The organism is Paenibacillus sp. FSL R5-0766, from assembly GCF_037971845.1.
Taxonomy (GTDB): domain Bacteria; phylum Bacillota; class Bacilli; order Paenibacillales; family Paenibacillaceae; genus Paenibacillus.
The window spans coordinates 6,322,690-6,336,717 of record NZ_CP150227.1 but is presented as its reverse complement, the minus strand read 5'-3'; the positions used below and the strand labels follow the sequence as shown (position 1 = coordinate 6,336,717).

Sequence of the window (14,028 nt, the reverse complement as noted above, 5' to 3'; positions counted from 1 at the left end):
TCATTCAGGGTACACGATTTCTTGATTTCACTTTAAAAGTAAAGGATTTGATGACGTTGTAGCGATGTTATACGTCGATCATACATGAATGTGAATACATGCTGCGGTCAGGGGATTCGTGAGAATCCTGTGCGTTGTGGAATATAGATTATAGATGTAATTAATGTTGGATTGAAATAATTATTGAAAATGTGATGTGCTTGGACAAAATAATGCGTGAGGTGACTATACATGTTGGATAAATTACAGGCGTTAGCCGACCGTTATGACAAGTTGAGCGAGCTTTTGTGTGACCCGGATGTGGCAAGTGACAACAAAAAGCTGCGGGAATACTCCAAAGAACAATCCGATCTGCAACCAACTTATGAAGCGTACAATGAATACAAACAGGTAAGTCAGGATCTCGAAGCTGCGAAGGAAATGCAGGGTGAGAAGCTGGATGATGAGATGCGCGAAATGGTCAAAATGGAAATTGACGAACTGAGCACTCGCCAGAAGGAACTGGACGAATTGATTCGTGTACTCATGCTGCCAAAAGATCCGAATGACGACAAAAACGTTATTGTTGAGATTCGCGGAGCAGCTGGTGGAGATGAAGCAGCATTGTTTGCAGCAGATCTGTATCGGATGTACACACGTTATGCAGATGCACAAGGCTGGCGTGTAGAGCTGATGGACGTTAACACAAATGATCTCGGTGGATTCAAAGAGGTTGTTTTCCTGATCAACGGACGTGGCGCATACAGCAAAATGAAATACGAAAGCGGCGCACACCGTGTACAGCGTATTCCAACAACCGAATCCGGCGGACGTATTCATACGTCAACTTCAACGGTTGCGGTTATGCCTGAAGCCGAAGATTTCGATATTGAAATTCATGACAAAGACATCCGTGTTGATACGTTCTGTTCCAGTGGTGCCGGTGGACAATCGGTTAATACCACGAAATCCGCAGTACGGGTAACGCACGTTCCAACGGGAATCGTTGCGACATGTCAGGATGGAAAATCACAGAACTCCAACAAGGAAAAAGCATTGCAGGTTCTGCGTACACGTATCTTCGATATGAAACGTATGGAAGAGGAAGCGAAGATCTCTGTTGAGCGGAAGAGTAAAGTGGGGACGGGTGACCGGAGTGAGCGGATTCGTACGTACAATTTCCCGCAAAGCCGTGTGACGGATCACCGTATCGGTCTGACGATGCACAAGCTGGATCAGATCATGAACGGGGAGATTGAAGATATCTTGTCTGCACTGACCATTGCTCAGCAGACTGAGATGATGGATAGAGGAGAATAATCTGTGACCCGCGCGCAGTTTGTCATGACGCCGGAACAGAGCTGTCGGGAAGCCTTCGTGGAGGCTTCCTCTTTTTTGGAGAAGTGCGGCGTGTACGAGCCGCAAAACAATGCCCGGCTGCTGCTGGAACATGTACTCGGCGTTTATGGCGCCGCGTATTACATGATGCAGCCGGAGCCTTTTCCCACCGAGCATCGCAGCCGGTGGGAGGACGCCGTCACGCGCAAGGCTGCGGGTGAGCCGGCGCAATACATTATCGGCAGCCAGGAATTCTATGGGCTGCCGTTCGAGGTCACGTCGGCTGTGCTGATTCCGCGGCCGGAGACCGAGCTGTTGGTCGAGGCTGTGCTACGCGAAGCCGACCGCGTGTTTCCTGACGGCGCTCCGCTCGCCGTCGATATCGGCACGGGCAGTGGTGCCATCGCGGTGACGATGGCTTCACTGCGCCCGCGCTGGCAGGTAGGCGCCGGTGATCTCTCGGCGGCTGCCCTGCAAGTGGCCGCGCGGAACGCGGCCGCGAACGGGGTACAGATCGACTTCCGTGAAGGCGATCTGCTGGCCCCGTTCGCCGGGGCTCGGGTGGACATCCTGGTGTCCAACCCGCCCTATATCCCGGCGGCGGATATCGCCGGGTTACAGCAAGAGGTGCGCGATCATGAGCCGCGCATGGCACTGGACGGCGGTCCGGATGGGCTCGCACCGTACCGTTTCATGTTGGAGCAACTGGCGCTGTTGCCTGCGCCGCCGCAGATCATTGGTTTTGAGCTGGGCCAGGGGCAAGCTCGCGACATCGCGGCTCTGCTTGAAACGGCGGGATATTGGCCGGAAATTATCATTGTACCGGACCTTGCCGGAATCGAGCGGCATGTCCTGGGTGTTCGTACTTCGGAACAGGTGACGAAAATGTAAGGTTCTGCGGGTTTTCTTTTTGCCGTGAAATCCTCTACAATGAGATATACCGGAGATTTCTGAATGCTTGGGGGAACATAATTACATGCTGCACAAATTTAAAAAGATAGACTATTCTATTGTGTTTATATTGGTTATTCTGATGGTTATCAGTATTTTGTCGATTTACAGTACAACGTTTGGTCGTCCAAAGCTGGAGGGACTCCCGAAAAGTGCAGTGATCTTTTATATTTTGGGATTCGTAGTCTTTTTTGGGATGTCGATGATCAACTATAAATTCATAATCAAAAATTATTTATATATCTATGGCGTGGGGATGCTCCTGCTCATATTCGTTATGTTCTTTGGTAAAGAGTACTATGGTGCAAAAGGTTGGCTGTCCATCTTCGGGGTCAGTTTGCAGCCTGCTGAGTTGTTCAAACTATGCCTGATTGTGTTTTTATCAGCCTTTTTGGCTCGAAAGAAGAATCGTCCGCTCTATTTTGGACGTGATGTTATCCCGATCACACTCTGTGTTATGCCACCATTACTGCTGGTGTTGCTCCAAAATGACTTGGGGAATGCGTTAAGTTATGTGGTCATTCTTGTGGGCCTATTATGGATCGGCAACATTAAATTTACGCATGCCCTCATTGGCTTTATGATAGCAGTGGCTGCTTTTATCGGTGGTACACAGGCGTATATTCATTACCATGATGAGATTGTTAAATTTCTGAATGACATTGGACGTTCGCACTGGGCGGATCGTTTTGACCCTTGGCTTGTACCAGAGCTGACCTCAAGAGATGTACTCTGGCAGACGTATAATGCTAAGCTTGCGATTGGTTCTGGCGGGATTACAGGCAAAGGCTATATGGAAGGCACGACGATTCAGTCAAATCGGGTGCCGCTGGCCTATGCTGACTCCATCTTTGTGCAGATTGGGGAAGAATTTGGTTTCATCGGTGCCTCGGTATTGCTTTTGCTGTACTTTATCCTTATTCACAGGCTCGTGCTGATTGCACTGGAGTGTAAGGATCGCGCGGGACCTTATCTCATTGTTGGTATCATAGCGATGCTGCTCTACCAGATCTTTGTTAATATTGGTCCATTCATTGGTCTGATGCCGTTGACAGGGATTACGCTGCCGTTTATCAGTTCGGGTGGTACCTCCATTATGATCAACATGATCAGCATGGGTCTTGTGATGAGTATTAAGGTCCACACGGAAGAGAACGAGGATATTCTTGGCTCTGCGGAACAACCGAGTATTACAGATCTGGTGAGGAAATTGCTAAGACGCAAGCCATCCCAGCAGGAGCAATAACGTTTTTGAGTCAAACCGTGAAACAGCACGTCAGATTTATGTATATAAGCTAGATAACTATAGAACCCTGGAACAGACAACCCAAGTTACATTGGGTGGATGTTTTGGGGTTTTTATTGTTTTTAGAGTGTGAGTCAGGCCATTGAATGGTTTAATAGTCATCCTGAAGCATCCAGATTTCCATTTTATTATCCAATTATATACAATGGTAATATTGAGTTCAATTGGAAATCATAGAATGTTAGATTTCAGGGGGATGGACGGAGTCATGTTGAGAATGTTGAAAAAGATGGACGGTGTTATTCTTTTTGTAATGCTGTTGCTCATGATTATTAGTGTATTTGCGATTTATAGCGGAACGCAGACAGATGCCAACTTGGCGAATCATCATGTCAAAACGATTTATTTCTATGTGGCCGGGTTCATTGCGGTACTTGTAATCGGGCTTGTGAATTACAAGTTATATGTGAAATATGCGTTTTATTTGTATGGCTTGGGGATCATACTACTGATCCTTGCGAATGTGCTGGGCAGTTCGATCAATAACGCCAACGGTTGGCTGAAGCTGGGCGAGAACTTTTCTTTTCAACCGGCAGAGCTGTTCAAAATGATTCTGAGTCTGTTTCTCGCTCATTTAATTGTGAAGAGACAACGAGGTACGCTGAGATTTTGGAGAGATATTGTGCCGATAGGCTGTTGGGCATTTATTCCGTTTGCCCTTGTTATGGCTCAGAATGATTTGGGAAATGCGCTGGGGTATGTGGTGATTCTGGCTGCGGTATTCTGGATCGGGAATATGAGGCTGAAGCACGCATTGATTACACTGGCGATTGTGGGAGTGGCGTTCTTTGGTTTTGTCAAAGCCTATACATTCTACCATGATGAAGTATTCACTTTTCTTGAAAAGGTTAAACGTGAGCATTGGGCGGAGCGGATTGATCCCTGGCTTGTACCGGAAAAGGCTACCTCCAAAGCTTCCTGGCATACAAAAAATGCAGGTTTAGCCATTGGTTCAGGGGGCATCACCGGCAAAGGTTATTTGCAAGGAACTTCCGTTCAGAGTGGACGAGTCCCCTATACGTACTCTGATTCCATTTTTGTCGTGATTGCAGAGGAGTTTGGCTTTGTTGGTGCATCCGTACTGATTTTGTTGTACTTTATTCTGATTCAACGTATGGTGCTGATTGCTCTGACATGCAGAGATCGCGCGGGACCCGTCATCATTGTAGGTATTATCGGAATGTTGTTGTATCAGGTGTTTGAGAACGTGGGGGCGTTCCTTGGACTGATGCCACTCACAGGTATTACGTTACCTTTCATCAGTTACGGTGGCACCTCTCTGCTCATTAATATGGCTTGTATTGGGGTGGTTATGAGTATTAAGTTGTACGGGCAAGAAGAGGAGGATGAACTTCTGATGGGGGAGCAACAACCTCGGTTGTCGGAACGTTTATGGAATATGCTCAAGAAAGAGAAAAGTGCTGTGTAACTGTTGAGTCGGTGTAGGTGAAAAGTAAAGCGGTGGGACGTATAACGTGATCGTTCGTAGAAATGAAGAGGTTGATTTGCCCTGTAACCAGGTGCAGATCAGCCTTTTTAACATGATGTGTGAGAAAGTGTGAATGAGGACGAGAGAAGCAATGCATAGGTGTCTTCGAGCCTGTTGTAAGCCGAGGCGTACCTGTAAGAGTTGGGAACAGAGTGTCGAGCGTGCTGTGGTGCTTCAGGTGCCAGCTGTTAGGGGGTTAGGAGTTAGGTGGTGTCCGGAGAAAGCTAATGAATCTGAGACACGTTATATCAACATAAACAGCCTTTTGTAGCGTGTTGATTAGATGATTTTGGGAAATAACTCGCCTCATGTTCCTTACAATTTCAAAAGAAGACCTGAAGGGCAAATAAGACGTCCTCGGTTCTTTAGGACATCGACTGGTCATTCACGAGAGTCATTCGCCTAGGGTCAGCCAGTACAGTCTTGAAGGCTTCTTGTACGCCGACATTTGTCATCGTATAACTTGCCTGGGTTTAAATACACATTCTAGTAGTACGTGTTCAAATAGTTGGGTTTTCACTACCGAGAAGATGGGATTAGGTTAGAAATGGAGTAGTGGAGCGAAGGATAAACTACGCGAGCAATTAAAGTGTTCCTTTCGGAAACATACTTCGTAAGCCTCCCGTTTATTTCGGCTGAAATTCATATTCGACGTGATGATGCAGCTAGGAATCCTTCGTAATCAATAGCGGACTTTTTGAACAAACTCTAGTAAATTTATTGTAAATGCTAGGTTTACTTCCGTCTCTGCCGGGCATACTGATAGACATGAGAGAGTTACAGGCAACGTGATCAGAGAGCCGAGGGGGAGAACGGAATGAACAGACGAATTGTAAAGCAAATTGGACTTATTAATGTATGTCTTATGATGATTATCATGATGTGGGAAGGTCAGAAAACGGATGCAGCTGTGGCAGCCACAGCAATTCCGGAACAATCGATTCGCTTGCGTATTCTAGCAAACTCGGATGCACCGGGGGATCAATTGGTGAAACGTGAGATTCGGGATGCTGTCGTTGCTCAGATGGGCGAGTGGGTAGCCGAGCTGGAGAATCCGCAAAGTCTGGATGAAGCGCGTAAGGTTATTCGTGAGCATCTGTCGGAGATTGAGGGTCAGGTGGGAGAAGAGTTGGCCAGTCGCGGTTTGAATTATGAGTATCAGGTGGAGCTGGGTTCTGTTCCATTCCCGACCAAACTATATGGGGGTACTGTCTACCCTGCGGGAGATTATGAAGCGGTTCGGATTACGCTGGGCGAAGGCAAAGGTCAGAACTGGTGGTGTGTGTTGTTCCCGCCGCTGTGCTTCATTGATGCAGGGACCGGGGATGCACTGGCGAAACCTTCAACGGTATCGGCCGCAGCTGCTGAACTAGGAGATGCTGAGGCATCAGTGCAGGGAGATACACCGGAGGCGAGATTCTTTCTGTGGGATATGGCTGTGAAACTGTGGAGTTGGGTAACTGGATTATTCGTATAACAACGTATTTATACTATTAAGAAGGGTGACTTCGATAAAGGGAGCTGCCCTTTTGATATGAATTAGTGGGGAATTTCGGGGGGCAGTTTGAAGGGCATCCGAGTTGGGACAGGTATGTTATAATTAGTTATATTGAATATGGATATGAACTAACCTACTTGAAGTTTAGGAATGATGATATATGAGCAGAGAAAACGAACCAGTTCAACACACCTCTGAGATGAGGGATGGTAGAGAAGAACGTGATACGAAAGCTCCGGGAGAGTTGGTCACCGAGATGTGGGATGTACGCGTCTTGGTGAGCGCTGAGAATGATCTCGGATTGGGTAATATTGAAATATTGGATGTGAAAAAGGGGAGCGCCGATCAACAGGCGCTCGCCGACTTGCAGGCTGCCGCGGCCTGCATTCGTCAAGGTCAGACGGTGGCTTTTCCGACCGAGACGGTCTATGGCCTGGGTGCCGATGCGCGTAACACAGCAGCCGTCGAGGCTGTATTTGTCGCCAAAGGCCGACCTTCCGACAATCCACTGATTGTGCATATCGCGCACCGTGACCAGTTGGATACTCTGGTCACGGAAGTGAACGAAACGGCGGAAGCGCTGATGGCGGCCTTCTGGCCGGGACCACTGACGCTGGTGCTGCCGGTTAGGCCGGGGGCGGTGTCCCCACGTGTCACCGCCGGACTGGACACGGTGGCCGTGCGCATGCCGGACCATCCGGTGGCCTTGCAGTTAATCGCGGCGGCGGCATGCCCTGTGGCTGCGCCAAGCGCCAACCGCTCCGGGCGGCCAAGCCCGACACTCGCGTCTCATGTGCGCGAGGATCTGGATGGCCGCATCGGCGGCATTGTGGACGGTGGCCCCACCGGGGTGGGCGTCGAGTCCACGGTTGTGCAGGTCGGTGACGACGGTACCGTCACCATCCTGCGCCCTGGCGGCATTACGGCGGAACAACTGTCCGCCGTTGCCGCCCGTGTCGCCACGGACCCCGCGCTACTAGCGGAGGGGGCCGATGGTGTGGGTAGCCCGGCGCCGCGCTCGCCGGGCATGAAGTACACGCACTACGCACCCGCAGGGGCGCTGTGCGTGGTAGAGGGGCCGCCCGCAGCGGTGGCGGCCTGGATTAGCGCCGCCCTCGCAGAGGCGGCGCAGCGCGGAGAGCGCACCGCGGTGCTGGCGTTCGCCGAGCACGCGGAGCAGTACCGCGCCGATGCCGTGTTCTCGCTGGGTGACGCCAGCGAGCTGGAAGAAGCAGCGCGCCGGCTATACGCCGCGCTGCGCAGCTGCGATGAGCAAGGCGCCACATATATTGTGGCTGAAGCCTGCTCACGCGAAGGGCTGGGAGCAGCCGTCATGAATCGGCTGCTCAAGGCTGCGGGGAACCAACTCATACAAGTTGGCAACCAGCGCCCCTTATAAGCTCTCCTGATCATACAGTCAGGAGAGTAATCAACCTTTTTTCAAAACAAAATCAAGATTCTATAAAGCCAGCATCTGACCAGAGGTCCATCGCCGTTTGTCTTTCATCGGTCATGTTTAGGTCCTTGTCCGCATATCGTGTACAAGAACCTTTACGTGACTTGGGGGTATGGGGATGTGGGATGTGTCTGCCCATGTGGGGCAGTTGGTAACCATTTTGATCATGGCTATTGCGCTTGGCCTCGATGCGTTCTCACTCGGGATCGGAATTGGCATGAAGGGCATACGGCTGCGGGATGTATTGCGAATCAGTATTGTAACGGCGCTATTTCATATCATCATGCCGCTCATCGGCATGTATATGGGCAAATACGTCAGCTCCCTGCTCGGTGACATTACGACGTATGCGGCAGGTGGATTGCTTGTTTTGCTGGGTGCTCATATGATTCTGAATGCATTCCGTGAAGGCGATACAAAGCTGGTGGACCACCGTTCCCTGCTCGGCGTTGTGTTGTTCTCCCTCAGCGTAAGTGTGGATTCGTTCTCCGTTGGCGTTTCCTTAGGGATGTTTAGCAGTGATCTGATCTTGACCGTACTTGCTTTCGGTGTGTGTGGCGGGGTGATGTCGGTTATGGGGCTGTTATTAGGTCGTCGGGTGAGTCAGAATCTCGGGGATTACGGCGAAGCTATTGGTGGCGCAATCTTGCTTGCTTTTGGACTTTTGTTTATATTTTAAAATAAAACTTGAGATATCATATCATTCGCATCATATGTAAAATGGGGAGGCTAACACAATGAAACATATTTTATTCGTATGTACAGGAAATACGTGCCGCAGCCCCATGGCAGAGGGGCTTTTGCGAAAACTGGCATCGGAGCGCGGCATTCAGGTAGAGGTTCGCTCCGCAGGTGTGGCAGCAACGTCGGGTATGCCGATTTCCCGACATGCTGAAGCGGTTTTGAGAGATCATAACGTTGAAGGTCCACCTCATTCCACACAGCTTAGCTCTAACCTGGTAGGTTGGGCCGATCTGGTTCTTACATTAACACGGAGTCATAAGCAGCATGTCATGCAGGTTTTTCCCGATTCAGTCCACAAAACCTATACATTGAAAGAATATGTGGAGGATGATGAACAGGTATTAAGTGATGTTCAGGAGTTGGACAGCCTGTTTGCAACGCTTGAGATGAAACGTGCGCTTGGCCAAGAGATCCTGGCATCGGAGCGTGAGCGAGCCATTGAGATTAGACAACGAATTCCAAGTTTCGACATCTCCGATCCGTTTGGGGGAAGTCGTGATGATTACAATATAGCTGCAGCTGAGATTCGGACGGCATTGGACCGGCTTTTGGATAAGCTGGGATAATTCTGATCCTGCGAGGCAGGTTATAGAAATAGGACACGTGATGTAAATTAACCGTTGATTTTAGCCGCGGGTTGTTTTATGATGAAGGGGAAAACAGGGATCCGGTGTAACTGGCGACGAAGTGGGCATAACCACGATGGAGCACCGGAACAAACGGCCGGTCGCCTGGGCAAAAGAGCAATTCTGCGTTACCCGCAGACTGCTCTTTTTTTCGTCTTTCATCTGATTATTCGCTATAATAGTACCTGAGATGCCGTGCAAGAATACGAAGGACAACCAAGAGACAGCGGGCATGATTTTATCGGGAGGCGATAATAGGATGACTATAGAGTTAGATTCGGAACAACCCGGATTGCAGGAACAGACCGCGTCTATTCTGCATGAACTGGCGCTTGCCGGACAGCTTGGGCCTGGACAGATCGTTGTGATCGGTACAAGCACAAGTGAAGTCGCAGGCGCTCGGATTGGTACGAGTGGTGCCATTGAAGTGGCGCAGCAGCTTCTTGCGGGTATACGCGAGGTGCAGGAAGAGTTCGGTTTTGACACGGTATTCCAATGTTGTGAGCATCTGAACCGTGCGCTGGTAATGGAACGTTCTGTGCTTACTCGACTTGGATTGACCGAGGTTGGTGCAGTACCCGTGCCCAAGGCCGGAGGTTCAATGGCATCCGCAGCATATCGTTCGCTGACCGATCCATGCCTGGCTGAACATGTGCAGGCCCATGCGGGACTGGACATTGGGGAGACGATGATTGGGATGCATCTCCGGCATGTAGCCGTACCGTATCGTACAGCGCTTCGCTATGTTGGAGATGCTCGTGTAACCACAGCGTTGACCCGTCCGAAGTTGATTGGCGGTGAACGCGCGGTGTATCGTATGGAAGAACAACCAGATTCGACATTATGTGACTGATATCTTCAACCAATATAAAGCTAAATTAGACTTTACACGAAAACGGAGAGTGCAACACCAAGCTGAAGAAGCAAAGCGTTCGCCTGAAAGCTTTCCGAAGGAAAGCTACATCGGAAGCATACGCTATCCCCGGATTTTCCCCTTATTATAAGGGAGTTCAGAAAAATTCGGGGATAACAGCGATCGGAAGATGGTGATGCAATCGAAGTCAGGAGTGTAACCACTGTAGTTTCGCTTTATAATTTCACTTATACCTGGGAGGAATTTAATCATGGAACAATTGCGCAAGAATGACCCGGCAGTACTGGAAGCGATGAATCTTGAACTGAAACGTCAACAGAACAACATCGAACTGATTGCATCCGAGAACATCGTAAGTGAAGCAGTAATCGAAGCAATGGGATCTGTTCTGACCAACAAGTATGCTGAAGGATATCCAGGTAAACGTTACTATGGCGGTTGTGAGCATGTGGACATCGTTGAAGACATCGCGCGTGATCGTGCAAAAGAATTGTTCGGAGCAGAACACGTGAATGTTCAACCTCACTCCGGTGCACAAGCGAACATGGCAGTATATCTTGCAGCGTTGAAACCTGGTGATACTGTACTTGGTATGAACCTTGCCCATGGTGGACACCTCACACACGGTAGCCCGGTTAACGCATCTGGTTTGCTGTACAACTTTGTAGCATACGGCGTACAGGAAGATACATTCCTGATTGATTATGATGAAGTACGCAAAGCGGCTTTCAAACACCGCCCTCGTCTGATCGTTGCAGGTGCAAGTGCATATCCGCGTACCATTGATTTTGAAAAGCTGGCTTCCATCGCCAATGATGTAGGCGCTTTGTTCATGGTGGACATGGCTCATATCGCAGGACTGGTTGCTGCTGGTTTGCATCCAAACCCGGTTCCACATGCGCATTTCGTAACAACAACCACACACAAAACGCTGCGTGGACCTCGTGGTGGTATGATTCTGTGCCGCAAAGCATGGGCAGCAGCGATTGATAAAGCCGTATTCCCAGGTTCCCAAGGTGGACCTTTGATGCACGTGATTGCTTCCAAAGCGGTAGCATTCGGTGAAGCTTTGCAACCTTCGTTCAAAACATATGCACAGAATGTCGTGAAAAACGCACAGGTTCTGGCTGAAACACTGATCGCTGAAGGATTGAACATCGTATCCGGTGGTACAGATAACCACTTGATGCTGATTGACACACGCAGTGTGAACATCACAGGTAAGGAAGCTGAGCATGTACTTGATTCCATCGGCATTACCGTGAACAAAAATGCAATTCCATTCGACCCTACAAGCCCGTTTGTAACGAGTGGTATTCGAATTGGTACACCTGCTGCAACTTCCCGTGGCATGAACGAAGAAGCGATGGTAGCGATCGGTAAGATCATTGCTAAAACATTGAAAAATCCAAAAGATACAGCGAAGCTGGATGAAGCTCGTGCAGAAGTGACTGCACTGACAGACCAATTCCCGCTCTATACCGATCTTAAATACTAAAAAACTTTGCTAATGGTGTTTGTATTTGAGTGTTCTTAATGTACACACACAGATGGAGCAAACCGAAAGAACCTGAAGAAGCGTAGCGCTCGCCTTTATCCCCAGATTTCAACAATTATAATTGGATCAAAGAAATCTGGGGATAACAGCGATCGGAAGGTCATTCGGTTTGCGGAGCATCATTAGTGTTTACACGTTTTTGAACATACTCAATGACATAACAGCATGAGCAAAACAGGACCGGATGGATCATTTTCCGGTCCTGTTTTTTATAGGATTCGGTAATCTGTAATGATTGGGTGCCCTTTGATGGTGTAATTCGTTGTTGGTGATGATATAATATACAGGATTTATCGAGCCCATGAATGGTGGCTAGGTATATTTGGAAATGCTGAACATGAAGAACTTACCGGAGGGACAAATTAGATGGGAAAATTAGTAATATGTGATCACCCTTTGATTCAACACAAACTGACGTTTATACGCGACATGCGTACGAATACGAAAGATTTTCGTGAATTGGTGGATGAAGTAGCAACGTTGATGGCTTATGAAATTACAAGAGATGTTGAACTGGAAACGATTGATGTACAGACACCTGTAGCTGCAACACAAGGTAAAGTCATCTCTGGACGTATGCTCGGACTGGTGCCGATTCTGCGCGCAGGACTCGGAATGCTAGATGGCGTTGTGAAATTGTTGCCAGCGGCAAAAGTTGGACATGTTGGTCTGTTCCGTGACCCGGAAACACTGCAACCGGTAGAATACTACACCAAACTGCCTACAGACGTAACAGAGCGTCAGTTGATTGTAATTGATCCGATGCTGGCAACGGGTGGTTCGGCAATTGCAGCTATTGACGTGCTCAAAAAACGTGGCTGTACCCAAATCAAGATGATGAACCTGGTTGCAGCACCGGAAGGCGTAAAAGCTGTGCAAGATGCACATCCCGATGTGGACATCTATGTAGCAGCATTGGACGACCGTCTGGATGATCATGGTTATATCGTTCCAGGGCTTGGAGATGCAGGAGACCGTCTATACGGCACTAAATAAGCATATTGCATGCGGAGTAGAAAAGGGGCTTTGCTCGAATGTCCAACAAAATTAAAGTCATGACGATCTTCGGGGTGCGTCCGGAAGCCATCAAGATGGCTCCGCTTATTTTGGAATTGCAGAAACACCCTGAGTCTATTGAATCTATTGTTTGCGTAACTGCGCAGCATCGCCAGATGTTGGATCAGGTACTTGAAGTTTTCGACATTCATCCCGATTATGATCTGGATGTGATGAAGGACCGTCAGACATTGAATGAAATCACAATTCGTGTGCTTGGCGGTCTGGAACCGGTGTTAGCCGAAGCGAAGCCGGATATTGTACTGGTTCACGGGGACACATTAACTACCTTTGTAGCGAGCTACGCAGCATTCTTGCAACAGATTCAGGTAGGACATGTGGAAGCTGGGCTGCGGACGTGGAACAAGCTGTCTCCATATCCGGAAGAGATGAACCGTCAGCTGACGGGAGTACTGGCGGATCTACACTTTGCGCCTACGGATTGGTCTTCTTCCAATCTTGCCAAAGAAAATAAATCAGAGTCTAGTACGTACGTCACAGGCAACACGGTAACAGATGTGTTTCAATATACTGTACGGGAGGACTACACACACCCGGTACTTGATTGGGCCCAAGGCAAACGCCTTGTGCTGATGACAGCTCATCGCCGTGAATCTCAAGGCGAGCCTCACCGCAACATTTTCCAGGCCGTCAAACGGATTGCCGACGAATTTGAAGATATTGCCATCGTGTACCCGGTGCATCCAAGTCCTGCTGTGAAGGAGCCGGCTCACGCGATTTTGGGGAATCATCCCCGTATTCAATTAATTGATCCACTAGACGTGGTGGATTTGCATAATTTTTACCCGCACACTCACTTGATTTTGACCGATTCAGGCGGTTTGCAGGAAGAAGCGCCTTCGTTTGGTGTGCCTGTGCTCGTATTGCGCGATACAACAGAACGCCCGGAAGGTATTGAAGCCGGAACGCTGGAATTGGTAGGTACCGAAGAGGAACGTGTGTATGAACGGACCAAAGCTCTGCTTACAGACAAAACCCTGTATGCAAGCATGAGCCAGGCTGCCAATCCATACGGTGATGGACATGCTTCGGAAAGAATTGTCAATGCGATTTTGCATCATTTCGGTGTAAATAGTGAGCGTCCGGAATCATTTCACAGAAAATTCAAAAAATAATACATTTTTTCTGACGG

12 protein-coding genes and 1 riboswitch are annotated in these 14,028 nt (G+C 48.9%); all 12 genes read left to right on the top strand.

Annotation, left to right across the window (positions count from 1 at the left end; translation table 11 throughout):
* The first annotated feature begins 231 nt into the window (after positions 1 to 231).
* Entirely contained in the window at positions 232 to 1,299 is a 1,068-nt protein-coding gene (prfA, locus tag MKY66_RS27430) for a peptide chain release factor 1 (RefSeq protein ID WP_076209786.1), read from the top strand.
* A 24-nt stretch (positions 1,300 to 1,323) separates the two neighbouring features.
* Positions 1,324 to 2,208: a peptide chain release factor N(5)-glutamine methyltransferase gene (gene prmC / locus MKY66_RS27425; RefSeq protein ID WP_083656978.1), complete on the top strand. Its 885-nt coding sequence runs from the start codon at positions 1,324 to 1,326 to the stop codon at positions 2,206 to 2,208.
* Between the two features lie 85 nt (positions 2,209 to 2,293).
* Complete coding sequence (locus MKY66_RS27420; RefSeq protein ID WP_076209788.1) at positions 2,294 to 3,514, top strand: FtsW/RodA/SpoVE family cell cycle protein; 1,221 nt, start codon at positions 2,294 to 2,296, stop codon at positions 3,512 to 3,514.
* A 268-nt stretch (positions 3,515 to 3,782) separates the two neighbouring features.
* Positions 3,783 to 5,003 (top strand): FtsW/RodA/SpoVE family cell cycle protein, encoded by a 1,221-nt coding sequence (locus MKY66_RS27415; RefSeq protein ID WP_076209789.1) that lies wholly within the window; start codon positions 3,783 to 3,785, stop codon positions 5,001 to 5,003.
* 877 nt (positions 5,004 to 5,880) lie between these two features.
* Positions 5,881 to 6,540, top strand: coding sequence for a stage II sporulation protein R (gene spoIIR / locus MKY66_RS27410; RefSeq protein ID WP_076209790.1), 660 nt, complete (start codon positions 5,881 to 5,883; stop codon positions 6,538 to 6,540).
* Positions 6,541 to 6,721: 181 nt separating this feature from the next.
* Positions 6,722 to 7,960, top strand: coding sequence for an L-threonylcarbamoyladenylate synthase (locus MKY66_RS27405; RefSeq protein ID WP_076209791.1), 1,239 nt, complete (start codon positions 6,722 to 6,724; stop codon positions 7,958 to 7,960).
* Between the two features lie 175 nt (positions 7,961 to 8,135).
* Positions 8,136 to 8,696 carry a manganese efflux pump MntP family protein gene (locus tag MKY66_RS27400; protein WP_076209792.1) on the top strand — a complete coding sequence of 187 codons (561 nt, stop codon included), beginning with the start codon at positions 8,136 to 8,138 and terminating at the stop codon, positions 8,694 to 8,696.
* Between the two features lie 58 nt (positions 8,697 to 8,754).
* Entirely contained in the window at positions 8,755 to 9,327 is a 573-nt protein-coding gene (locus MKY66_RS27395) for a low molecular weight protein arginine phosphatase (RefSeq protein ID WP_036612575.1), read from the top strand.
* Between the two features lie 96 nt (positions 9,328 to 9,423).
* Positions 9,424 to 9,505, top strand: a riboswitch (ZMP/ZTP riboswitch).
* A gap of 141 nt (positions 9,506 to 9,646) precedes the next feature.
* Positions 9,647 to 10,240: a TIGR01440 family protein gene (locus MKY66_RS27390; RefSeq protein WP_076209793.1), complete on the top strand. Its 594-nt coding sequence runs from the start codon at positions 9,647 to 9,649 to the stop codon at positions 10,238 to 10,240.
* 271 nt (positions 10,241 to 10,511) lie between these two features.
* Positions 10,512 to 11,759, top strand: coding sequence for a serine hydroxymethyltransferase (gene glyA, locus MKY66_RS27385; RefSeq protein ID WP_017691928.1), 1,248 nt, complete (start codon positions 10,512 to 10,514; stop codon positions 11,757 to 11,759).
* A 426-nt stretch (positions 11,760 to 12,185) separates the two neighbouring features.
* The gene (upp, locus tag MKY66_RS27380; RefSeq protein WP_017691929.1) at positions 12,186 to 12,815 is read left to right on the top strand and encodes a uracil phosphoribosyltransferase; all 630 of its coding nucleotides are present in this window, start codon (positions 12,186 to 12,188) and stop codon (positions 12,813 to 12,815) included.
* Between the two features lie 38 nt (positions 12,816 to 12,853).
* Positions 12,854 to 14,011, top strand: a complete 1,158-nt coding sequence (gene wecB, locus MKY66_RS27375) for a UDP-N-acetylglucosamine 2-epimerase (non-hydrolyzing) (RefSeq protein WP_036667768.1) — start codon at positions 12,854 to 12,856, stop codon at positions 14,009 to 14,011.
* Positions 14,012 to 14,028 lie beyond the last annotated feature (17 nt).